Source organism: Curtobacterium sp. GC_Cur_3 (genome assembly GCF_026544205.1).
In the GTDB taxonomy this organism is placed as follows: domain Bacteria; phylum Actinomycetota; class Actinomycetes; order Actinomycetales; family Microbacteriaceae; genus Curtobacterium.
In genome coordinates, this window is sequence record NZ_JALNUI010000035.1 from 1 (window position 1) to 20768 (window position 20768).

Sequence of the window (20768 nt, forward strand, 5' to 3'; positions counted from 1 at the left end):
ACCGCGCGCACCCCGATGTACCCGAACGAGAACACCGCCCACAGCGACGCGAGCCCGTCCCCGACGAACCAGAGCAGCGGCAGGTACACGACGAGGTTCACCGCTCCCGCGATCGCCAGGTAGCGGGCGTCCCCGGCGCCGATGAGCACCCCGTCGAGCACGAACACGTACCCGGCGACCGGCATCCCCGCCGCGATGAGCACGAGCACGAGCGGCAGCGCTCCCCGCACCGCCGCCGAGTCCGAGAACACGGGGCCGAGCACCCCGCTGACCGCGAGCGTGAGGAGCCCGAGCAGCACCCCGCCGCCGACGCCGAGCACGACGAGCCGGGTCGTGACGAGCCGCACCCGGTCCGCGTCCCGCGCGCCGAGCGCGTGCCCGACGAGGGCCTGTCCCGCGATCGCCAGCGCGTCGAGCGCGAAGGCCAGGGTGCTGAACACCGTCAGGCCGACCTGCGTCGTCGCGAGCCCGACCGTGCCGAGGCCCGCGGCCACCCCGACGGTCGCGAGCATCGCCACGCGCAGCGACGCCGTGCGGAGGAACAACCACGCGCCCGACCGCAGCGCCCGCACCACGCCCGACGCCCCCGGACGCAGGGGAGCGCCCACCTGACGGGCAGCCCGCACGGCGATCACCACGTACACGCCGGCCATCGCCCACTGCACGAGCACCGTGCCGGCCGCCGAGCCCTCGACACCCCAGCCGAGCCCGTAGATCAGCAGTGCGTTGAGCAGCCCGTTCGCGACGAACCCAACCGACGCGACGACGAGCGGCGTCCTGGTGTCCTGCAGCCCGCGGAGCAGCCCGGTCGAGGCCGTCACGACGAGGATCCCGGGCAGCCCGATGAGCGACACGAGGAGGTACGCGGTGGCTGCGGTGGACACCTCGGACGATGCGCCGAACACCGACACGAGCGGTCCGGCGAGTGGCCAGCCGACCAGGGCCAGCACGACGCCGAGCACCAGCGCGAGCCACATCCCGTCGATGCCCGCGTGCACCGCACCCCGACGGTCGCCACCGCCGAGCGCCCGGGCCACCGCCGGTGTCGTCGAGTACGCCAGGAACACGAGCAGCCCCGTCACGGTCTGCAGCACGGCGCTCGCGAGCCCGACGGCCGCGAGCGGGCTCGCCCCGAGGTGCCCGACGAGCGCGGTGTCCGTCAGCAGGAACAGCGGTTCGACGACCAACGCACCGAGTGCGGGCAGCGCCAGCCGGACGATGTCGCGGTCGACGGCACGGCGGGACGAGGGCATCAGGACATCATGCCGCCGACTAGCCTCGCCCGTGTGGACGTGGTCGCGCTCGTGCCAGGGGCCGTCGGTCTGGCCCTCAGTCCGCTCACCGTCGCCTCGGTGGTCTTCCTGCTCGGACACCGCCGCGGGTACGGCTCCGCGGTGGCGTGCGCGACCGGCTGGATCACGACGATCGCCGTCGCGCTCGTGGTCGCGGTCCTCGTCGGCGAACGGCTGCCGACGCGGACCGGTGCGGGTGGTGCGCCCGTCGAGGCCCTCGTCGCCCTGGGTGCCGGCGTCGTGCTGCTCGCGCTCGCCGTCTGGCAGTGGACGGTGCGACGGCTCCCCGACGGGTCACCCGCCAGCTCCCGCTGGTCCGCGGCGATGGAGTCGATCGGCCCGCGCCGTGCGTTCGGCGTCGGCGTCCTGTGGTTCGTGTCGAGCCCGAAGGCCCTGGTCCTGGCGCTCGGTGCCGGCCTGGCCTTCGGCGACGCCGACCCGGCAGCAGCCGAGACCGTCGTCGCCGGTGCGCTCTTCGTGCTCGTCGGAGGATCGACGGCGTTCCTGCCGATCGTCCTCGCCGTCACCCTCGGTGCACGCGCCAGGCGCGCGCTCGCCGTGATGCGCGGGTGGATCGCCCGCTGGGGCTCGGTGTTCCTGGTGGTCGTGCTGGTGCTGCTCGCGGTCGTCCAGTTCGTGACCGGCACGGTCGGACTGCTCGCCTGAGCGAGCGGTCACGTCGGGCCGGACGGGAGGCCGTGGTGCCGCCGCGCTCGCACCACGCGCCGGCGGGGCGGTCGCGACCAGGGCCTCCCGTTCGTCAGCGACTCAGCGTCGGTCGACGCGCGGCTCCGCGGGGACCGCACCGGTGGCAGCATGCGCCGACTCGGAGGAGACCGGCTCGGCCGGGTCGGTGCCTCGAGCACGACCGATGAGGTCCATCAGGTGGTAGACGACGATCGCCGCGACGGTGCCGACGATGATGCCGCCGAAGCTGGCCTGACCGAACGAGAACGTGAAGTCGGCGATGCCGATGATGAGCGCGATGCCCGCGGTGAGCTGGTTCTTCGGCTTGGCGAAGTCGACGCGGTTCTCCACCCAGATCCGGATGCCGATGACACCGATGAGGCCGTAGAGCGCGGTCGTCGCCCCACCGAGCACGCCGGCGGGGACCGAGGAGATGACCGCGCCGATCTTCGGGGACAGCCCGAGCAGGACGGCGGCGATCGCGGCGACCCAGTAGGCGGCCGTGGAGAAGACCCGGGTGGCGGCCATCACACCGATGTTCTCGCCGTAGGTCGTCGTCGCGGAGCCACCGCCGATGCCGGCCAGGACCGTCGAGACGCCGTCGGCGAGGAGTGCCCGGCCGGTCAGCGGGGTGAGGTCGCGACCGGTGAGCTGCCCGACGCCCTTGACGTGCCCGACGTTCTCGGCGACCAGGGCCAGGACGACCGGCACGAAGGCCAGGTAGATGGGCAGCTGCGCGGGGTCGAAGGCGGGGGCCGTGAAGGTCGGCAGACCGATCCAGGGGACGTCGGCGACGGCGGAGAAGTCGACCTGCCCGCCGATCAGGGCGGCAACGTAGCCGACCACGACGCCGATGACGATGGACAGGCGCCCGATCAGCCCCTTGAAGAGGACGGTCACCAGGATGATCGAGAGCAGGGTGATGACCGCGATGACGGGCGACTTCGTGAAGTTGTCACGGGCGGCGGGCGCCAGGTTGAAGCCGATGAGCGCGACGATCGCCCCGGAGACGATCGGCGGCATCAGGCGGTCGATCCACCCGGCACCGGCCAGGTGCACGACGAGGCCGACGACCGCGAGCAGGGCACCGACGACGATGATGCCGGACAGCGCGAGCGGGATGCCCCCGATCTTCGTCGCGGCGCCGATCGGGGCGATGAACGCGAACGAGGACCCGAGGTAGCTCGGCAGGCGGTTGCCGGTGATGAGCAGGAACAGGATCGTGCCGATGCCGCTGAAGAGCAGCGTGGTGGACGGCGGGAAGCCCGTCAGCAGGGGCACCAGGAAGGTCGCGCCGAACATCGCCACGACGTGCTGCACGCCCAGGCCGATCGTCCGCGGCCAGGTGAGGCGCTCGTCCGGCGCCACGATCGTCGTCGCGGAGACGGTCGCACCGTCACCGTGCAGCTTCCACGGAAGTCCCATGCGATGACCGTACCGGGCAGCGAGCGGCCCGCGGACGTCCTGTGGAGAACTCGCCGGGGGGACCTGCGCGGGCCCGGTGACTATCGTGGAGCGCATGACCGACGTCGCAGGCACCACCGGAATCCGAACCGACGAACTCGACCCTGACGTGTCCCCGAAGGACGACCTCTACCGGCACGTCAACGGGAAGTGGATCGCGGCGACGCCGATCCCCGACGACAAGGCGCGCTACGGCTCGTTCACGGTGCTGGCCGAGGCCGCCGAGGCCGCCGTCCGCACCATCGTCGAACGCTCGCAGCTGGCTCCGGTGGGCACCGAGGAGCGCAAGGTCGGCGACCTCTACACGGCGTTCACCGACGAGGTCGCGCTGGAGGCCCTGGGCACCGGGCCGATCGAGCCGCTCCTCGCCGAGATCGCCGCGATCGAGACCACCGCCGACGTCGTGCGGATGGTCGGGCGCTTCGAGCGCCTCGGCCTGCCGAGCTTCATCCAGCTCTTCGTCGACAACGACCCGGGCGACCCCGACTCCTACGTCGTGTTCCTCGAGCAGTCCGGCCTCGGTCTGCCCGACGAGTCGTACTACCGCGAGGAGCGCTTCGCCGACATCCGCGAGAAGTACCGCGAGTTCGTCGCCGCGATGTTCCCGCTCGCCGGGTTCGAAGCCGGAGCCGAGCGCACCGAGCACGTGGTCGCGCTCGAGACGGCGCTCGCCGCGACGCACTGGGACAACGTCGCCACCCGCGACAGCCAGAAGACCTACAACAAGCTGCCGTGGGCCGAGGTCGCCGCGCTGGCACCCGGCGTCGACCTGCAGCTCTGGTGGCAGGCCATCGGCGCCCCCGTCGGTGCCTTCGAGACCGTCGTCGTCCGGGAGCCCTCGTTCCTCACCGGCCTGTCCGAGCTGCTCCGCGACCGACCGCTCACCGTCTGGAAGGACTGGCTCGCCTGGCAGGTCATCCGGGGATCGGCGCCGTACCTGACGAGCGCGTTCTCGGCGACGAGCTTCTCGTTCTACGGCACCGCCCTCACCGGAGCACCCAAGCAGCGCGAGCGCTGGAAGCGCGGCGTCTCGCTCGTTGAGGGCGCGATGGGCGAGGCCGTCGGCCGGATCTACGTCGCTGAGCACTTCGACGAGACCTCGAAGGTCACGATGGACGACCTCGTGGCGAACCTGGTCGAGGCCTACCGCCAGAGCATCACGGCGCTCGACTGGATGACCGACGAGACTCGTGCCCGAGCGCTCGAGAAGCTCGACAAGTTCACGCCGAAGATCGGCTACCCGGTGAAGTGGCGCGACTACTCCGCGCTGCCCGTCGCTCCGGACGACCTGCTCGGCAACGTCCGCGCCGTGGCCTCGTTCCAGGTCGACCGCGAGCTCGGCAAGATCGGCACCCCGATCGACCGCGACGAGTGGTTCATGACGCCGCAGACGATCAACGCGTACTACAACCCGGGCTTCAACGAGATCGTGTTCCCGGCCGCCATCCTGCAGTTCCCGTTCTTCGACGCCTCGCGCGACGCGGCCGCCAACTACGGCGCGATCGGTGCCGTCATCGGGCACGAGATCGGCCACGGCTTCGACGACCAGGGCTCCCAGTACGACGGCGACGGACGCCTGCAGAACTGGTGGACCGAGGCCGACCGTCAGGCCTTCGAGGAGCGCACCAAGGCCCTCATCGCCCAGTACGACGCCCTCGTCCCGACCGAGGTCCCGGACGGGCACGTCAACGGCGCGCTCACGATCGGCGAGAACATCGGTGACCTCGGCGGGCTCTCCATCGCGTGGAAGGCGTACCTGATCTCCCTCGGTGGCCAGGAGCCGCCCGTGATCGACGGCCTGACCGGTGCCGAGCGGTTCTTCCTGAGCTGGGCGCAGGCCTGGCAGATGGCGATCCGCCCGGAGGAGGCAGCACGGCTGCTGACGATCGACCCGCACTCGCCGACCGAGTTCCGCTGCAACCAGGTGGTCAAGAACATCGACGTGTTCTACGACACCTTCGGCGTGACGGAGCAGGACGCGATGTACCTCGACCCCGCCGAGCGCGTCGCCATCTGGTGATGGTCGAGCCCGACGCGGCTCCGTCCTCGCGGCGGCGTCGCCAGGACGGTCGCTCCGGCGCGGGCTCCCGTGCTCGGGGACGGCACCGCGGCGGGGCGGAGGAGCGCTTCGTCGCGACCGTCGACGCGCTCGGGTCCCTGGCGCACGACGGCGCCGGGGTCAGCGCGTCGGTCATCGACACGTCGACCGGTCGGGCCCTGCTGGCCGTGGACGACCGACTCGTGCAGCCCGTCGGCAGCCTCGGGCGGGTGCTGCTCCTGACCGAGGTCGCGGCACGGCTCGAGGACGGCCGGCTGCACGGCGACCGGCTGCAGCGGATGGCCCGGGACACCGCGGCCGGACCGGGCCTGTGGCAGTTCCTGCAGGAGCCGACCATGCAGGTCCCCGACCTCGCGACCCTCGTCGCGGCGACTGCCGACGCCTGGGCGACGAACGCACTGCTCTCACTGGTCGGGATCGACGCCGTCCGCGAGCGTGCCGAGGCGCTCGGGGTCGAGCGCTCGGCGTTCATCGACCGGGTGCGGGACCGCCGTGGTCCCGACGACGCCCCCGACATCGCCGTCGCAGCCTCCGGTGAGCTCAGCTGGCTGATGCGTGGTCTCGCGCTCGGCGAGGTCGTCGACGAGGGGGTCTCGAACCGGGTCCTCGGGTGGCTCTCCCTGGCGGCCGACCTGACGCTCGTCGCCGGGGCCTTCGGTCTCGACCCGCTGGCGCACCGCGCACTGGACCACGGCCTCCAGGCGGTGTCCGTCACCGGTGTCGGACGTGGGGTCCGTGCCGAGGCCGGGGTCCTGCGGGGCCCGGGTTCCTCGGTGAGCTACGCGGTGACGGTGACCTTCGCCGACGACACCCTCGACCAGCGGCTCGCCGTGGTCGAGGCCCTGCGCACGATGGGCACCGAGGTGCTCGAAGCCGTCCACACGACCGCGACCCGCTGACGACACGACGGCCCCGACGCGTCACGTGTCGGGGCCGTCGTCAGATCTGGTTCAGCCGCGCTTCTTCGCGGCCTTGGCGATCTTCTTCGCGAGCTTCTTGCGTCCCTTGCGGGCGCGGGGGTCGTTCCACATCCTCCGGGCGGTCTCGCCCTTGGACTGCTTGATGACGGGGCGGTTCGACCGCGACCCGATCACGAACGCGATGAGCACGACGGCTCCGATGACGATGACGCGGTTGCGCATGGGGTGTCCCTTTCGGTGGTGGGGCCGGCCGGTCAGCCGGTGACCCGTCGTACGAGGTCGGTGATGATCGGCCAGACGTCGCCGGCCCGGTCGGCGGACCCGACGGCGACGGCGACGAGCGGGTAGACGGTCACGGCGAGGGTGACCAGCACCGCGAGGACCACGGGGACCCACGCGGCCACGGTGCGCCGTCGGGTGACGGCGAGGACCAGCAGGCCGAGGACCACCAGCCCGCCGAGGACGGTCACGAGCGTGACGCGGACGAACGGGAACGGCACCAGGCCGACCGTCGTCGCGGTCACACCGCCGAGGAACCCGACGAGCGGCAGGAAGCCGGCGGTGACGACGAGCAGGACGACCAGTACGCCGACGCCCGTGGCGATCCAGACGCCGCGGGCGCGGGGCGGACGCTCACGTCCGAACCGTCGGCCGCTGCGTCCGGACCAGGCGGTCATGCGCGGGGGTCCGGCGTCCGGTCCGCGGTGGTGCGGGCGTCGTCGGCCGCGGTGCGGGCCTCGTCAGCGGCGTCGCTGGCGCGCTCGGCCTTGGCGTTGACGGACTCCTCGGCGCGCTCGGCCTCGGCGGCCTCGGCCTCGGCCTCGGCCTCGACGACGTCGTGCACCTGGTCCGCGGCGCTCACGGCGGCGTCCCGCGCGGCATCCGCCGCCTCGGCGGCCCGGTCGGCCACGTCGGCAGCGGCACGCTGGGTCGCGCCGGCAGCGGCGGCGGTGTGCGCACCGGCGGCGTCGGACACGCGGGTGGCAGTGGTCGCGGTGGCGTCACGAGCGTGCCGTGCCGTCGCCTGGGCCGAGTCGGCGGCAGCGGCGGCGGTCTCCGACGCGCGCTGCAGGGCCTCGGTCCCGGCCGTGCGGGCACGGCCGGCGGTCTCGCGGACCTGGTCGGACACGTCCGATGCGGCCTCCGACGCCGTGGCACGCACCTGGTCCGTGGCGTCCCTGACCGCGTCCGAGGCCCTGTCGATCACGGACGGCTCGTCGTCGAACGGCCCGTGCACGTCGGTCACGTGGACCTCGACGTGCGCGGGGCGCTGGGCGATCTCCCCGACGGCGCGGGCGACCTGCGAGCGGACTTCCGCAGCGACGGCGGTGACGGGCTGGGGGTACTCGACCACGAGCGACACCCGGACGTCGAGCGCGGTGTCGGCGTCGTCCACGGTCACGCCGAGGGCGCTGCCGGCCCGGCCGAGGCGGGAGCGCACCTGGTCGGCGGCTCGCTCCACCAGGCTGCCGAGGTGGTGCACCCCGTCGACGCCGAGCGCGGTGACGGCCGCGGTCCTCGCGGCGATCGTCAGGGTGCTCGCGTCGTCGGGCAGCGGCTCGGTGAGCGACGCGGGCAGCTCCACGTCGATGACGTGCGTGCGGGCGTGGGTGTCGTTCTGCATGGTCTTTCCTCCTCGGTCAGGATGCGTCCGGTGCCGGACAGGCGACGACGGGGCACCCGTGGCGGGTACCCCGTCGTCGTCGGTGTGGGTGTCCTAGTGCTTGAAGACGTCCTTGACGTCCTCGCCGGTCTGCTTGACGTCAGCGGCCGCCTGGTCCTTCTTGCCCTCGGCGACCTTGGAGTCGTCGTTGGTCGCGTTGCCGAAGGCCTCCTTCGCCTTGCCGGCGATGTCCTGAGCGGCGTTCTTGATCTTGTCGTCGAGTCCCATGAGGGGTCCTTTCTCGAGGTGGGCGCGAGCCCGGTGATGGTGGGTGAGCCGGGAGGCTCGGGGTGCGTCCGCGTGTCGGCGTCAGCCGACGTGTGTCGGGGTCAGCCGACGCGGGACGGCTTGGCGAGGACCGAACGGGTCCCGCCGGTGAGGTGGACGAGCACGGGGACCGGCCGTCCGAGGGTGCGGTCCAGGACCGCGAGTGCGTGGTCGACGGCGTCGAGCACGGCGACGGCGTCGCCGCCGCGGCGCACGGCCACCTTGATCCGGGCGGCGCGCTGCCGACGGACCAGGAAGACGTCGACCTTCGCGTTGACGACGTCCCGGACCTCGCGGAGCTCGTGCTCCACGACGTCACGGACGAGCGCGACGTTGATCGTCACGGCGTCGTCTCCGGAGCGTTCACGGACGGCGATGGAGGTCCCGCCGCCGCCGCGGGTGAACACCCAGATCAGGGCGAGCACGATGACGACCGCGCACGCCACGGCCACGATCCACAGCGACGCCGCGGGGACGTCGATGCTGCGGGGCAGCTCGAGGTACGGACGCACCGCGTCGCGGACCGCGGGCAGGACGCCGGCGCCGATGGTCAGACCGACCAGGACGGCGACGAGCCCGAGGACGAACAGGATGATGCGGTTGAGAGTGCGGTTGCTCTTGGTCATGACAGCGTCCCCTGTTCTGCGATGCGGACCTTGACCCGACGACCGAGGCGCTCGTCGAGCTGGACGAGGCGGTCCTTGACGGCGTCGCGGACGATCCCCTCGTCCACGGCGATGCCGGAGACCGGGACCACTCGGACCTCGGTGCTGGTGCCACGCGAGGTGGCGGTGGCGTTGCCGTCCGGGACGCCCGCTGCGGTGCCGGCGGCGTTCGCTGCCGTCGCCGCGATGATGCGGGTGTCGATGATGACCGCGCCGCGCTCGTGCGGGACGGGGGAGCGGTGCTGTCGACCGGGCTTCAGGGCCAGGACGACGAGGACGATCCCCAGCACGACGAGCACGCCGGCGATGACCTCGGCGATCGTGACGAACGCGGCGTCCGGGCGGAGCGCGGTGTCGACGGCCGTCTGCGGGTCGGCGAGCAGGGGTGCTGCGCCCACCGCGCGGAGGACGGACTCGGTGCCGATCCAGGCGGCGACCAGGGCGAGCACCACGAGCGCGACGGACACGGCGGTGGAACGGGAGCGGTGCACGCTCCGGCGCCGGATGCGTCGCTCGACGCCGCTGGCGCCGTTGGGACTGCTGCTCATGATGGTCTCCTAGCGGACCCGGGTCTCGTGCTCGCGCACGATCCCGGTCAGTTCGATGTGGGCACTGCCGACTCGACGGCCGGTGAGCTCGCCGACGCGGTCACGGACCGCGGTGGCCGAGGTCGTTGCGCGGCCGACGAGGTCGTCGGCCGCGGCCATCGGGCCGGTGATGTCGAGTGCCAGGGACCCCTGGTGGTCACCGAGGGTCACCCGGACACGACGGGCCGGAGCACCGAGGTGTTCGGCGGCCACGGCGCGGGCGCACGAGGTCAGGGCGCGCGCCGTGATCTCGACGCGGCCCGGGACCTCCGGGCCGCCGGTCACTTGGAGCTCCGGCGTCCGGTCAGCACGTCGGTCAGGGCACCGCGGTCGATGCGTCCGGACACGAGGGCGGCCACGAGGGCGCCGATCGCGGCGAACACGACGACGAGGACGAAGCCCCAGAAGCCGAACTGCAGTGCGACGACTGCGAGGATGGCGCCGATCAGGGCGCCTGCGAGTGTGGTGCTCATGCGACGCGCGCTTCCTTCTTGTCGTCGTCCTCGTCGTCGTCACCCGCGATGAAGACGTCCTGGACGGTCACGTTGACCTCGGCGACCTCCATGCCGACGATCTGCTCGAGGGCACGGGCGACCGAGGAGCGGACGCCCTCGGCGACCTGCTGCAGCGGCACCGGGTACTCGGCGACGATGGTGATGTCCGCGGCGACCTGCTTCTCGCCGACCTCGACCTTGACGCCCTGCGAGAGGTCGCGCTGGCCGATGGCGTCGCGGAGGGCGCCGATGGCACGGGCTGCGCCGCCGCCGAGGCCGTGCACGCCGTTGACCTCGCGCGCGGCGATGCCGGCGACCTTCGAGACGACGGTGTCGTCGATGACGGTCTTGCCGGTGGTGGAGCCGGTGGAGCGCGCGGCCGAGCCGGTCGCGGTCGTCGCGGCCAGGGTGCCGGGGGTGGGGGTGGTCGTGGTGTTCGCCATGATGTCTCCTTCCGAGAGCCCGCCGGGTGTTCCCAGCGGTTGCTGTTCACGGATGAGACGGGCTGGGGTCGAGAGAAGTCACACGCCGATCACGGTTCCCAGACTTCTGCCAGACAGCAGCCCGATCCGGCCTGACTTGTCCCCCGTTCGGCAGGACCGGTCAGCGTTCGTCGCCGATTTCGTCCGGCGCGTTGCGTTCTGCACGGGCGGCGGCCGTGGCCCGGACGGCACGCAGATGTGCCATCGGCGTGGTGCCGCACTCGTCCTGGAACAGCTGCTGCAGGCGGCGAGGACGTACCCCGACCGCGTCGGCGATCGTCTGGACGGTGAGGGGGTCCTCCGCGTGCTCGGTGATGAACGTCATCGCCTGCCGGACGCGTGCGGAGGGCTCGCCGGTCGCGCCCTGCGGCCCACGAGCTGCCGTGCGCGTCTCGCCGGGGCTCTCCCCGAAGCGCTCCCGGTACGTGGCGGCGAACCGGCCGGCGTTCGTGAAGCCCCAGCAGCGCGCGACGTCGATGACCCCGTCCGTGGTGTCCCCGTGCAGGAGCTGCCGTCGGACCTCGTCCAGGCGGTGGTCACGGAGGAACCGGCTCGGGGTGACGCCGAGCGTGCGGACGAAAACGTCCTGCAGGCTCCGTTCGCCGAGGCCCGCGGCGGCCGCGATCGCCCCGACCGACGGCCGTTCGCGGGCGTGGTCCTCGATGTGGCGGATGGCGTCGCGCAGGCGGTTCGCGAGCGGCACGTCGTCGACGTCGCGCAGCGGGAACGTGTCGAGGACGACGACGGCCAGGCGCCGGTTCAACGCCGTGCGCATCGCCCCCTGCACGCGGTCGTCCAGGAGCGCCGGGGTGAGTTCGCGCAGCAGCCGCCGGAGGGGCTCGCGCCGGGCGACGACCTCGTCCTGCTGCGCGAAGAGCAGCGGGCCGTCCGGCTGCCGGTAGCCGAGCTCGCGTGCGACCGTGCGGAGGAACCGATCGGCGACGTGCACGCCGTTGTAGATCGTCTCCTCGGACTCGAACCGGTAGGCCTCGGACGCCGAGGCGATGTACGGAGCGCCTGGTCGGACGACGCGGACCCGGTCGGCGAAGTGCATCTCGAGCGTGCCCTGGGACAGCCAGAAGACGACGTGGTCCGCACGCGGGCCGATGACGCCCGAGCGCCGCCCGCCCGTCGCGCGCATCGTCCGGAGGGACAGGTCGTCGTCACCGACCACCGTGTACTCGTACCGGGTGCCGGGAGCGACCCGCGTCTCGGTGAAGAACTCCGACCCGCGGTACTCCGAGCTGAAGATCGCGTCGTAGTCCGTGCCGTCCTCGTCGGAGAACCGCAGTCGACGGAATCCGTTGGACGACGTGCTCACGCGCCCATCCTCACACCCGCACCCGGTCCGGGTCGATCACCGTGGTCGGGGGCCAGCACCCGACGGGCCGCCCGGTCCGGAGGACACTCAGGGTGCACGAGCACACTCGCCAGCACACGGCAGCGATGCCGCCCACCCACCCTGGAGGACGACCATGGCAGGCAAGCACGAGCAGATCCGCGGCGAGTCCGACCGCGCCGACGGCGTCGAACCGGCCGCAGGCGCCTTCGTCGACAGTGACATCCCGGGCGAGGAGTCGCCGCGTTCGGAGGAGCCCGTCGGCGAGTTCGTCGAGAGCGACATCCCGGGCGAGGCCACGCCGACCAGCACGGGCACCGACGGCGAGTACGTCGACTCCGAGATCCCCGGCGACGCGGACGAGGGCACGGCTCGTGCCTCGGCCGAGGTCGGCCACTACGTCGACACCGGCACGGGCACCGACGACACCGAGAACGGCTGAGTACGGGCCGTCAGTCGAGGAGCTGCGCCTGCGTGAGCAGGCGCAGCGTCTCGACGCCCGCCGGCGGACACCGGTCCGCGTCCGCTGCGGTGACCCACTCGACCTCGTCGACCTCTGCGGAGGCGACGGGCGAGGCGGTGTCCAGCGGGCCTCCCGGTCGGGCCAGGAAGAGCGTCATCGCGACGACCGTGCCGGGTGCCTGTCCGTGCGCCGGTTCCGTCACGACCGCGAACTCGTCGACGTCGGCCGCGGTGAACCGCAGGCCGGTCTCCTCGAGCGCTTCGCGGACCACGGCCTGCACGGCCGTCTCGCCGGGCTCGACCTTGCCGCCGGGCAGGTAGAGGACGTCGCGCCCACGCGCCCGCACCATCAGGACGCGGCGGTCGCGCACCAGCAGGAGCGCGCTCACCTGCAGGACGGGTGGGCCGGCTCGGAGGCTCAGCTGGCGTCCGCAGCGTCGTCGTCGTGTGCCGGGGCGGTCCGGTCCGCCAGCGGCACGACGGGCACCGGGACGTCCAGTTCCGCCTCGGGTTCCGGTCGGACCCCGTAGAGGGCGTCGAGCGCCTGGACGAACTCGTCGCCGCGCCCCGCGCGACCGAGCTCCCTGGCGCGGACCGACGGCCGGTGCAGCAGGACGCCGACCAGGTGCCGCAGCGCCCGTTCGGTCTGCTCCGCGGACTCCGGCGTGACGTCCCCGCGCCGGGTCGAGCGCTCGATCTCGGCGTCGAGGATGTCGAACACGTGCTTCCGGAACCCCACGAGCGCCGGCGTCGTCGACTGCTCCATCGACTGCGCGCGGAACCGGGAGACGGCGTCCTCGACCATGGCGCGGGCCTCGGACTCGGCGTTCAGCTCGGAGACCGGCGCGTGGATGCTGATCGTCTCGAGGTCGAGGAGCTCCGTGCCCTGCACCTGCGCGGCCGCGGGGTCGACGTTGCGGGGGAGTCCGAGGTCGATGACGATGCGACGGACGCCGTCGTCGAGGTCGGCCGCGCTGATGACCGGCACCTCGCTCGACGTGCACGTGATGACGACGTCGCTCGACGTGATCGCCTGGTGCAGGTCGTGCGCGGCGACGAGGTCGTGCTTGGCGGCGAACCAGGGTGCGCGGCCGGACGGCGAGTAGACCTGGATCCGCTCGGCGCCGCGGTCGCGCAGGGCGGCGATCGTGGTGGCGGCGTAGCTGCCCGTGCCGACGAGCAGCACGTTCGCGCGGGCCCAGTCGGTCACGCGGGACGACGCGAGCTCCAGCCCGAGGCGGACGAGCGAGCGGCCGGCGGCACCGATGCGCGTGCGGGTCTTGACGCCGCGGGAGGTGTGGGCGGCTTCCTGGAACAGGCGCTCGAGGTCCGAGGTGGTGGTGCCGTTGGCGCGGGCGTCCTCGAGCGAGCGGCGGACCTGCCCGGAGATCTCGGTCTCGCCGATGACGACGGACTCGAGGCCGCTGGAGACGGCGAAGAGGTGCTGGACGACGTCCTTGCCGCCGAGCACGGAGACGGACTCGTGGACCTCGGTGCCGACGAGCCCGCTCGCCTGGGCCACGGCGTCGACCGTGGCGCTCACCGCGGAGTCGCGGTCGTCGCCGGCGATGTCGAGGTAGGCCTCGAAGCGGTTGCAGGTCGCGAGGACCACGGCGCCGTCGAGGACGTCGGAGTCGGTGACCAGTCTGCTGGCCGCCGCGGGGGCGCCGATGCTCAGTCGCTCCAGGAGGTCGAAGCTGGCGTTGCGATGCGACGCCGTGAGACAGATGAGCACGTACTCGATGGTACCGCGCTCGGTGGGAGAATCGTGCGGTGACCGACGCATCCACAGCCGCACTGCCAGCCACGCACCCGCTCGCCGACGGACGGACCGCCGGATCGGCGCTGGTCCGGGCCCTGCGGGGTGACCGTCCGGAGACGCTGCCGGTGTGGTTCATGCGCCAGGCGGGCCGGTCGCTGCCCGAGTACCGCGACCTCCGCGTCGGCACCGCGATGCTCGACGCCTGCCTCGACCCGGCGATGGCGTCTGAGATCACGCTGCAGCCGGTCCGTCGGCACGGGGTGGACGCCGGTATCTTCTTCAGCGACATCGTCGTGCCGATCAAGCTCGCGGGCGTGGACATCGAGATCGTCCCCGGTCGCGGGCCCGTGCTCGGCTCGCCGATCCGCACGGTGGCGGACGTCGACGCGCTCGAGGCCCTCGACCCGGCCGCGCTGGCCCCCATCGCCGAGGCCGTCGCGCGCACCGTGGCCGAGCTCGGCAGCACGCCGCTCATCGGGTTCGCGGGGGCTCCGTTCACCCTCGCGGCCTACCTGGTCGAGGGCGGTCCCTCGAAGGACCACATCCGCGCCCGCACGCTCATGCACGCCGACCCGGTGACCTGGTCGCGCCTGCTGGCCTGGGCAGCGGCGGTGTCGGGGACGTTCCTCCGGGCGCAGGTGCTCGCCGGCGCCTCGGCGGTCCAGCTCTTCGACTCGTGGGTCGGGTCGCTGTCGCGGGAGGACTACCTGACGCACGTCGCCCCGCACTCGGCCGTGGCCCTGTCGCACGTGGCTGACCTCGGCGTCCCGCGCATCCACTTCGGCGTCGGCAGCGGTGAGGTCCTGCGGGACATGACGACCCTCGGTGGCGACACGGTCGCGGTCGACGCCGTCGGGGTGGACTGGCGCCTGCCGCTCGACCAGGCCGTCGCGCGGGTCGGCACCGGTGTCACCGTGCAGGGCAACATCGACCCGGCGATGCTCTCCGCCGCGTGGGAGGTCCTCGAGGCCCACGTGCGACAGGTCGTGCGCCGCGGTGGGGCCGCCCGTGCCCACGTCGTGAACCTCGGCCACGGTGTCCCGCCGGAGACCGACCCCGCCGTGCTGACCCGCGTCGTCGAGCTCGTGCACGCCCTGGGGAGCGGCGCCGAGGCCTCCGCGTGACCGAGGCGATCGTCGTCGGTGGCGGGGTCGCCGGGCTGCTCGCGGCACGGGACCTCGCCAAGGCCGGCGTGCACGTGGTGCTCGTCGAGGCCTCCGGCGTGCTCGGCGGCATGATCCGCCGGCACACCGTCGCGGGGATCGACCTCGACATGGCCGCCGACTCGTTCGCCACCAGGACGGACGCCGTCTCCTCGCTCGCGATCGAGCTCGGGCTCGGCAACGAGATCGTCTCCCCGGACCCCCGCGGCGCCTGGCTGATGACGCGCGACGGCCGGACCGCCCCGATGCCGGCGACCGGGCTCCTCGGCATCCCCGGCGTCCCGATGGCGGCCGACGTGCTCGCCGTCGTCGGGCAGGCCGGCGGGCTCCGCGCACAGATGGACTCGCTGCTGCCGGCGCCCGTCGGTGCCCGTGGGACGTCGCTCGGCGCGATGGTCCGGAAGCGGATGGGCGCCAAGGTCCTCGACGACCTCGTGGTGCCCGTCGTCGCGGGTGTCCACTCCACGCACCCCGACGACCTCGACCCCGACCGGGTGGCCCCCGGGCTCCGCGACGCGCTCCTCCGCGAGGGCTCCCTCGCCCGGGCCGTCCTCGCGCTCCGGGAACGAGCGACCGCCGGGTCCGCCGTGCAGGGCATCCGCGGCGGCATCGTGCGCATCGTGGACGAACTCGTCGCCGACCTCGAGACCTGGCACGTCGACGTCCGGCTGCACACCCGGGTGACCCGGGTCGACCGGGCCGCGGTCGAGGTCCTCGGCGCGGACGGCACCACCGAGCGCCTGGTGGCCGACCACGTCCTCTCGGCGGTGTCCGACCCGATGCGGAGCGCCGCGGCGACACGGACGGGGATCGAGCTGGTCACGCTCGTCGTCGACCAGCCGGAACTCGACGCTGCACCCCGCGGCACGGGCATGCTCGTGCACCCGGCGGCCACCGGTGTCCGGGCGAAGGCCCTCACGCACGCGACGGTCAAGTGGCCGTGGCTGGCCGACGCTGCCAGCGGGCGCCACGTCCTGCGGCTCAGCTACGCGACCCCGGCGGCCGACGCGGCGGACGTGGCCACGAGCCTCCCGGTCGACCCCGTCGGCGAGACGGGCGTCCGGGCCACGACGGACGCGAGCGCCCTGCTCGGCCTGCCGGTGGACGCGGGACGCGTCCTCGGTGCCGCCTCGGTGCGGTGGCACGGCCCGGACACGCAGGCCTCCGGGCTGGCCGAGGGGGTCGTCGGCATCGGCGAGGCGTCGAGCGGGCGCGGGCTCTCCGGCATCGTCACCACGACCAGGGCAGCGGTCCGCGCGCTCCTCGGTTCCTGAGCGGACCGCTGACCCGCCGAGGGCTACTGTTGGTGGAACGCCGGGGGACATCCCTCTCGGCGCGCATTCCACGCACACTGACTTTCGGAGGAACCATGCGAGGCAGGCTCCTGTTCGTCGCCGGCGCAGCACTCGGGTACGTCCTGGGATCGCGAGCCGGACGAGCGCGCTACGAACAGATCAAGACCGTCAGCGGCAAGATCTGGAACAACGACAACGTCCAGAAGAGCGTGCACGGCGTCGAGGAGTTCGTCGCCGACAAGACGCCGGACGTCGCCGACTTCATCGGTGAGCAGACCAAGAAGGTCGTTCGCAAGGTCGGTCAGAAGAAGGACGACACGACCTCATGACCGACACGCGTGACCGGAAGTCGCGATCGCTCTTCGGTCTCGTCGGGGACGTCCCCCAGCTCGTCAAGAACCTCGTCAAGGGCGAGATCGCGCTGCTGAAGGCCGAGCTGATGGGGAAGGCGAAGGTCTTCGCCCTCGCCGCCGGACTCCTCGTCGCCGCGCTCGTCATCGTGTTGTACGCCATCGGCGTGCTGCTGACGGCGGCCGTCATGGGCCTCGCGACGATCATGCCCGCGTGGCTGGCCGCGCTCGTGCTCGCGTTCGTGATGCTCGTCGTCGCCGCGATCCTCGGGTTCGTCGGCTGGAAGCGGTTCAAGAAGGGCCTGCCGATCACGCCGAAGCGCACGATCGACAGCGTCAAGAACGACATCAACGCGGTCAAGGGCCTCGGCAAGAAGCCCACGCCCGAGATCCAGCACGCGTCCCGCAAGCCGGACGTCAGCGGCCGGTTCTGACGCCTGACGTGTCGACCGTCCCCGCACCACACCGAGGAGTCCCAGTGACCGACCAGCACGACGACATCGCCGACCGCGTCGCGAAGACCCGCGCCCAGCTCTTCGACACCCTCGACGCGATCGAGGACAAGCTCAACCTGCCGAAGCAGCTCGGCATCGCGGCGTCGAAGGTCAAGCGCGGCGTCGTCGAGAAGCGTCCCGAGTACCTGGCCGGGGTCGCAGCGGGCGTGACGGTGGTCGGGGGTATCGTCGTGCTGGTACTCCGACGGCGGTAGCTCCGACTGGGGTCGCCCGCGGTCACGGGGTGCTCGCCGGTGTGGGGACCGGCGACGACAAGTTCCTTGCAACCGATAGGACAATGGACCTCATGAGTTCCACCGTGCCCGCGCACGACAGCACCAACACCCCGCACGACACCTCGCCGCACGAGACCGCACCGGACTCGGGCATCGACCCGAACCTGCTGACGGCCTACGCCCTCTGGGCCGTGTTCCGCCGTCCCGTCGGTGCGGTCACCCGCGTCGGTGACGACGGCGTGGCCGAACTCGACGCCGTCGTCGCCCGCGGCGCCGCGCACGGCGTCACGATCCGTGGCTTCTACGACGTCTCCGGCTTCCGCGCCGACGCCGACGTCATGATCTGGCTGCACGGCGACGACGCCCAGGCGATCCAGGCGGTGCTGCGCGACGTCCGGCGGACCGCGCTCTTCCAGGACGCCGAGCCGGTGTGGCACGCGATGGCCATGCACCGTGAAGCCGAGTTCAACAAGCGGCACACGCCCGCGTTCCTCCGTGGCAAGGACCCCGAGGCCTGGATCACGGTCTACCCGTTCGTCCGGTCCTACGAGTGGTACCTCCTGCCGGAGGAAGACCGCTCGAAGATGCTCCGCGACCACGGCATCCAGGGCGCCAAGTACCGCCGCGTCCTGACGAACACCATCGCGTCCTTCGCGCTCGGCGACTACGAGTGGATCCTGCCGCTCGAGAGCCCCGACCTCGTCGACCTCGTCGACCTGATGCGCGACCTCCGGTACACCGAAGCCCGCATGCACGTGCGGGAAGAGGTCCCCTTCTACACGGGTCGTCGCGTGACGACCGCCGAACTCCCGGAGGTGCTGTCATGACCGACACCAGCCAGATCACGAACGGCCGCCCCGTCCTCGCCGCCACCGCCGCCGCGGCGTCCGGCCCCGAGCACGTCGAGGTCCCGACGGCGTACGACGCCATCCTGCTCGCCGGCTTCGGCGGTCCCGAGGGCCAGGACGACGTCATCCCGTTCCTGCGCAACGTCACCCGTGGCCGCGGGATCCCGGACGAGCGCCTCGAAGAGGTCGCCCACCACTACCGGCACTTCGGTGGCGTCAGCCCGATCAACGCGCAGAACCGTGCGCTCAAGGCAGCGCTCGAAGCCGAGCTCGAGCGCCGCGGCATCGACATGCCCGTGCTCTGGGGCAACCGCAACTGGGACCCCTACCTGGCGGACGCCTTCACCGAGGCCGCCGACAAGGGCTACGGCAAGCTCATCGCGATCGCCACGAGCGCCTACTCCTCGTTCTCCAGCTGCCGTCAGTACCGCGAGGACTACGCCCGCGTGCTCGACGAGACCGGCCTGATCGACACCATCCAGATCGACAAGGTCCGGCAGTTCTTCGACCACCCCGGCTTCGTGCAGCCGTTCGTCGACGGCGTCCGTGACGGCCTCGCCCGCGCGATCGCCGAGAACGACGGCCTCGACGTCGCCACCGAGCTGCGCATCCTGTTCTCCACCCACTCGATCCCGTCCACCGACGCCGCCAAGTCGGGTCCGGACTTCCGGGGCTTCGGGGACGGCGGTGCGTACGCCGCCCAGCACGAGGCCGTGGCACAGGTCGTCCTCGACCAGGCCTGGGCCGAGCTCGTCGAGCAGCCGGAGCACGCGCACCTGCAGGGCACGTCGAAGCCCGCGTGGAAGCTCGTGTACCAGTCGCGCTCGGGCCCCCCGACGCAGCCGTGGCTCGAGCCCGACATCAACGACTACATGAACGAGGAGCTCAAGGGCGGTCCCACCCGCGCCGTGCTCATCGTCCCGCTCGGCTTCGTCAGCGACCACATGGAGGTCATGTGGGACCTCGACGAGGAAGCCACCGAGACCGCCGGTGAACTCGGCTACTGGTCGCTCCGCACGCAGACGCCCGGCATCGACCCGGCCTACGTCGCGGGCCTGGTCGACCTGGTCCTGGAGCGCGTCAATGGTGTGCCGACCTCCGATCGTCCCCACGTCACGGACATCGGCCCCTGGTACGACGTCTGCCGTCCCGGCTGCTGCGAGAACGAGCGGGCCGGGTTCAAGCCGGCTGCCGCGGGTCTGGCGCCGTGACCGAGGGCACCCCGACGCCGATCCGCCTCGGCACCCGCGCCAGCCGCCTGGCGGTCGCCCAGTCCCAGGACGTGGCCGACCGACTGGCGGCGGTGTCCGGGCGCCCGGTCGAGCTCGTCACCGTCACGAGCGAGGGCGACACGAACCGCGCCTCCCTCGCCAGCCTCGGCGGGACCGGTGTCTTCGCCAGCGCCCTCCGCGAGGCCCTCGTCGCCGGAGAGGTGGACGTCCTCGTGCACTCGCTCAAGGACCTCCCGACCGCGCCCTACCCGGGTCTGACCATCGCCGCCGTGCCGAAGCGCGCGGACGCCCGCGACGTCCTGGTCGCCAGGAACGCCGCGACGATCGACACCCTGCCCGAGCACGCCAAGGTCGGCACGGGGTCGCCCCGTCGCGCCGCGCAGCTCCGCGCGAAGCGTCCGGACCTCGACGTCGTCGACATCCGCGGCAACATCGACACCCGCCTCGGTCGGGTGCAGGACGACCTCGACGCCGTGGTGCTCGCCGCCGCCGGGCTCAGCCGCATCGACCGCCTCGGCGAGGCCACCGAGCTGCTCGACCTCGGCTTCTGGCCGAGCGCGCCGGGCCAGGGGGCGCTGGCCATCGAGACCCGCGCCGACGAGACCGACCGCAACCTGCTCGCCGCCCTGCGCAAGATCGACCACGCCCCGACCCGCCTCACGGTGGCCGCGGAGCGCGAGGTCCTCGCCAAGCTCGAGGCCGGCTGCTCGGCACCCATCGGCGCCACCGCCATCGTCGACACCGAGATGCTGCTCGTCTCCGCCACGGTCTACCGGCCCGACGGCACCGAGTACCGCACCGCGTCCCACGCCGCGGTCCTCGACGGCTCGCCGCAGGACCGTCTGGACGAGGCCCTCGAGGTCGGTGGCCGCGTCGCGACCGAGCTGCTCGAGAACGGCGCAGGTGAGCTCGCCGACCTGGCCGACACCGTCGCCGAGGACACCACCGACGGCCCGTACACCGCTGGCCCGGGTCTCGCGACTCCGGCAGAGTAGGACGCCCACCAC

26 protein-coding genes are annotated in these 20768 nt (G+C 72.5%); 12 read left to right on the top strand and 14 right to left on the bottom strand.

The features are described from left to right. Positions 1-1253, bottom strand: a 1253-nt coding sequence (locus OXR63_RS15640; RefSeq protein ID WP_267424718.1) for an MATE family efflux transporter, incomplete at its 3' end; no start/stop codon positions are given. Between the two features lie 9 nt (positions 1254-1262). Here OXR63_RS15640 and OXR63_RS15645 point away from each other — a divergent pair. Further along, positions 1263-1958, top strand: a complete 696-nt coding sequence (locus tag OXR63_RS15645) for a GAP family protein (protein WP_267424720.1) — start codon at positions 1263-1265, stop codon at positions 1956-1958. Positions 1959-2060: 102 nt separating this feature from the next. Here OXR63_RS15645 and OXR63_RS15650 read toward each other — a convergent pair whose 3' ends face one another. Further along, on the bottom strand, positions 2061-3404 hold the full coding sequence (locus OXR63_RS15650) for a uracil-xanthine permease family protein (RefSeq protein WP_267424722.1): 1344 nt from the start codon (positions 3402-3404) through the stop codon (positions 2061-2063). A gap of 94 nt (positions 3405-3498) precedes the next feature. On the opposite strand from OXR63_RS15650, the gene OXR63_RS15655 reads away from it, so the two are divergent. Both OXR63_RS15655 and OXR63_RS15660 read left to right on the top strand, forming a co-directional pair. Beyond that, a complete protein-coding gene (locus OXR63_RS15655; protein ID WP_267424723.1) occupies positions 3499-5463 on the top strand; it encodes a M13 family metallopeptidase in 1965 nt (654 codons plus the stop codon). After that, a complete protein-coding gene (locus OXR63_RS15660) occupies positions 5463-6401 on the top strand; it encodes a serine hydrolase (protein ID WP_267424724.1) in 939 nt (312 codons plus the stop codon). Before OXR63_RS15655 ends, OXR63_RS15660 begins: the two co-directional genes overlap by 1 nt. A gap of 51 nt (positions 6402-6452) precedes the next feature. Here OXR63_RS15660 and OXR63_RS15665 read toward each other — a convergent pair whose 3' ends face one another. The 10 genes from OXR63_RS15665 to OXR63_RS18480 all read right to left on the bottom strand — a co-directional run bounded on the left by OXR63_RS15665 (position 6453) and on the right by OXR63_RS18480 (position 11901). Beyond that, positions 6453-6644: a hypothetical protein gene (locus OXR63_RS15665; protein WP_267424725.1), complete on the bottom strand. Its 192-nt coding sequence runs from the start codon at positions 6642-6644 to the stop codon at positions 6453-6455. Between the two features lie 32 nt (positions 6645-6676). Continuing rightward, entirely contained in the window at positions 6677-7099 is a 423-nt protein-coding gene (locus OXR63_RS15670; protein ID WP_267424726.1) for an MFS transporter permease, read from the bottom strand. Continuing rightward, positions 7096-8046, bottom strand: coding sequence for an Asp23/Gls24 family envelope stress response protein (locus OXR63_RS15675; RefSeq protein ID WP_267424728.1), 951 nt, complete (start codon positions 8044-8046; stop codon positions 7096-7098). The genes OXR63_RS15670 and OXR63_RS15675 overlap by 4 nt, the downstream gene beginning before the upstream one ends. 93 nt (positions 8047-8139) lie before the next feature. Next, a complete protein-coding gene (locus tag OXR63_RS15680) occupies positions 8140-8313 on the bottom strand; it encodes a CsbD family protein (RefSeq protein WP_267424730.1) in 174 nt (57 codons plus the stop codon). 101 nt (positions 8314-8414) lie between these two features. Beyond that, positions 8415-8978: a hypothetical protein gene (locus OXR63_RS15685; protein ID WP_267424731.1), complete on the bottom strand. Its 564-nt coding sequence runs from the start codon at positions 8976-8978 to the stop codon at positions 8415-8417. Beyond that, positions 8975-9565, bottom strand: a complete 591-nt coding sequence (locus tag OXR63_RS15690; protein ID WP_267424732.1) for a DUF6286 domain-containing protein — start codon at positions 9563-9565, stop codon at positions 8975-8977. Before OXR63_RS15690 ends, OXR63_RS15685 begins: the two co-directional genes overlap by 4 nt. A 9-nt stretch (positions 9566-9574) precedes the next feature. Then, on the bottom strand, positions 9575-9889 hold the full coding sequence (locus tag OXR63_RS15695) for a hypothetical protein (protein ID WP_267424734.1): 315 nt from the start codon (positions 9887-9889) through the stop codon (positions 9575-9577). Beyond that, on the bottom strand, positions 9886-10077 hold the full coding sequence (locus OXR63_RS15700; RefSeq protein ID WP_194659648.1) for a DUF2273 domain-containing protein: 192 nt from the start codon (positions 10075-10077) through the stop codon (positions 9886-9888). The genes OXR63_RS15695 and OXR63_RS15700 overlap by 4 nt, the downstream gene beginning before the upstream one ends. Then, positions 10074-10541: an Asp23/Gls24 family envelope stress response protein gene (locus OXR63_RS15705; protein WP_267424736.1), complete on the bottom strand. Its 468-nt coding sequence runs from the start codon at positions 10539-10541 to the stop codon at positions 10074-10076. Before OXR63_RS15705 ends, OXR63_RS15700 begins: the two co-directional genes overlap by 4 nt. A gap of 160 nt (positions 10542-10701) precedes the next feature. Next, entirely contained in the window at positions 10702-11901 is a 1200-nt protein-coding gene (locus OXR63_RS18480; RefSeq protein ID WP_267424739.1) for an AraC family transcriptional regulator, read from the bottom strand. A gap of 154 nt (positions 11902-12055) precedes the next feature. Here OXR63_RS18480 and OXR63_RS15715 point away from each other — a divergent pair, with 154 nt between their 5' ends. Then, positions 12056-12361, top strand: coding sequence for a hypothetical protein (locus tag OXR63_RS15715; RefSeq protein ID WP_194659651.1), 306 nt, complete (start codon positions 12056-12058; stop codon positions 12359-12361). A gap of 10 nt (positions 12362-12371) precedes the next feature. On the opposite strand, the gene OXR63_RS15720 is transcribed toward OXR63_RS15715, so the two are convergent. Both OXR63_RS15720 and OXR63_RS15725 read right to left on the bottom strand, forming a co-directional pair. Next, positions 12372-12770: an NUDIX hydrolase gene (locus tag OXR63_RS15720; protein WP_267424742.1), complete on the bottom strand. Its 399-nt coding sequence runs from the start codon at positions 12768-12770 to the stop codon at positions 12372-12374. Between the two features lie 29 nt (positions 12771-12799). After that, the gene (locus tag OXR63_RS15725) at positions 12800-14116 is read right to left on the bottom strand and encodes a glutamyl-tRNA reductase (protein WP_267424744.1); all 1317 of its coding nucleotides are present in this window, start codon (positions 14114-14116) and stop codon (positions 12800-12802) included. 152 nt (positions 14117-14268) lie between these two features. Here OXR63_RS15725 and hemE point away from each other — a divergent pair, with 152 nt between their 5' ends. The 8 genes from hemE to hemC all read left to right on the top strand — a co-directional run bounded on the left by hemE (position 14269) and on the right by hemC (position 20756). Next, positions 14269-15267: a uroporphyrinogen decarboxylase gene (gene hemE, locus OXR63_RS15730; RefSeq protein WP_374116148.1), complete on the top strand. Its 999-nt coding sequence runs from the start codon at positions 14269-14271 to the stop codon at positions 15265-15267. Further along, complete coding sequence (locus OXR63_RS15735) at positions 15264-16580, top strand: protoporphyrinogen/coproporphyrinogen oxidase (RefSeq protein ID WP_267424749.1); 1317 nt, start codon at positions 15264-15266, stop codon at positions 16578-16580. The genes hemE and OXR63_RS15735 overlap by 4 nt, the downstream gene beginning before the upstream one ends. A gap of 95 nt (positions 16581-16675) precedes the next feature. Continuing rightward, the gene (locus OXR63_RS15740; protein WP_194659654.1) at positions 16676-16930 is read left to right on the top strand and encodes a hypothetical protein; all 255 of its coding nucleotides are present in this window, start codon (positions 16676-16678) and stop codon (positions 16928-16930) included. Next, positions 16927-17385, top strand: a complete 459-nt coding sequence (locus OXR63_RS15745; protein ID WP_194659655.1) for a phage holin family protein — start codon at positions 16927-16929, stop codon at positions 17383-17385. Before OXR63_RS15740 ends, OXR63_RS15745 begins: the two co-directional genes overlap by 4 nt. Before the next feature lie 44 nt (positions 17386-17429). Further along, positions 17430-17660: a hypothetical protein gene (locus OXR63_RS15750; RefSeq protein WP_194659656.1), complete on the top strand. Its 231-nt coding sequence runs from the start codon at positions 17430-17432 to the stop codon at positions 17658-17660. Between the two features lie 92 nt (positions 17661-17752). Beyond that, positions 17753-18508, top strand: a complete 756-nt coding sequence (gene hemQ / locus OXR63_RS15755) for a hydrogen peroxide-dependent heme synthase (protein WP_267424757.1) — start codon at positions 17753-17755, stop codon at positions 18506-18508. Further along, positions 18505-19740, top strand: a complete 1236-nt coding sequence (locus OXR63_RS15760) for a ferrochelatase (protein WP_267424759.1) — start codon at positions 18505-18507, stop codon at positions 19738-19740. The genes hemQ and OXR63_RS15760 overlap by 4 nt, the downstream gene beginning before the upstream one ends. Next, on the top strand, positions 19737-20756 hold the full coding sequence (gene hemC, locus OXR63_RS15765; protein WP_267424760.1) for a hydroxymethylbilane synthase: 1020 nt from the start codon (positions 19737-19739) through the stop codon (positions 20754-20756). The genes OXR63_RS15760 and hemC overlap by 4 nt, the downstream gene beginning before the upstream one ends. Positions 20757-20768 lie beyond the last annotated feature (12 nt).

Excerpts from the sequence above, each read along its gene's own strand:
- OXR63_RS15645 (WP_267424720.1), top strand. The coding sequence starts at position 1,263 with ATGCCGCCGACTAGCCTCGCCCGTGTGGACGTGGTCGCGCTCGTGCCA.
- OXR63_RS15650 (WP_267424722.1), bottom strand. The coding sequence starts at position 3,404 with ATGGGACTTCCGTGGAAGCTGCACGGTGACGGTGCGACCGTCTCCGCG.
- OXR63_RS15655 (WP_267424723.1), top strand. The coding sequence starts at position 3,499 with ATGACCGACGTCGCAGGCACCACCGGAATCCGAACCGACGAACTCGAC.
- OXR63_RS15660 (WP_267424724.1), top strand. The coding sequence starts at position 5,463 with ATGGTCGAGCCCGACGCGGCTCCGTCCTCGCGGCGGCGTCGCCAGGAC.
- OXR63_RS15665 (WP_267424725.1), bottom strand. The coding sequence starts at position 6,644 with ATGCGCAACCGCGTCATCGTCATCGGAGCCGTCGTGCTCATCGCGTTC.
- OXR63_RS15670 (WP_267424726.1), bottom strand. The coding sequence starts at position 7,099 with ATGACCGCCTGGTCCGGACGCAGCGGCCGACGGTTCGGACGTGAGCGT.
- OXR63_RS15675 (WP_267424728.1), bottom strand. The coding sequence starts at position 8,046 with ATGCAGAACGACACCCACGCCCGCACGCACGTCATCGACGTGGAGCTG.
- OXR63_RS15680 (WP_267424730.1), bottom strand. The coding sequence starts at position 8,313 with ATGGGACTCGACGACAAGATCAAGAACGCCGCTCAGGACATCGCCGGC.
- OXR63_RS15685 (WP_267424731.1), bottom strand. The coding sequence starts at position 8,978 with ATGACCAAGAGCAACCGCACTCTCAACCGCATCATCCTGTTCGTCCTC.
- OXR63_RS15690 (WP_267424732.1), bottom strand. The coding sequence starts at position 9,565 with ATGAGCAGCAGTCCCAACGGCGCCAGCGGCGTCGAGCGACGCATCCGG.
- OXR63_RS15700 (WP_194659648.1), bottom strand. The coding sequence starts at position 10,077 with ATGAGCACCACACTCGCAGGCGCCCTGATCGGCGCCATCCTCGCAGTC.
- OXR63_RS15705 (WP_267424736.1), bottom strand. The coding sequence starts at position 10,541 with ATGGCGAACACCACGACCACCCCCACCCCCGGCACCCTGGCCGCGACG.
- OXR63_RS15715 (WP_194659651.1), top strand. The coding sequence starts at position 12,056 with ATGGCAGGCAAGCACGAGCAGATCCGCGGCGAGTCCGACCGCGCCGAC.
- OXR63_RS15740 (WP_194659654.1), top strand. The coding sequence starts at position 16,676 with ATGCGAGGCAGGCTCCTGTTCGTCGCCGGCGCAGCACTCGGGTACGTC.
- OXR63_RS15745 (WP_194659655.1), top strand. The coding sequence starts at position 16,927 with ATGACCGACACGCGTGACCGGAAGTCGCGATCGCTCTTCGGTCTCGTC.
- hemQ (WP_267424757.1), top strand. The coding sequence starts at position 17,753 with ATGAGTTCCACCGTGCCCGCGCACGACAGCACCAACACCCCGCACGAC.
- OXR63_RS15760 (WP_267424759.1), top strand. The coding sequence starts at position 18,505 with ATGACCGACACCAGCCAGATCACGAACGGCCGCCCCGTCCTCGCCGCC.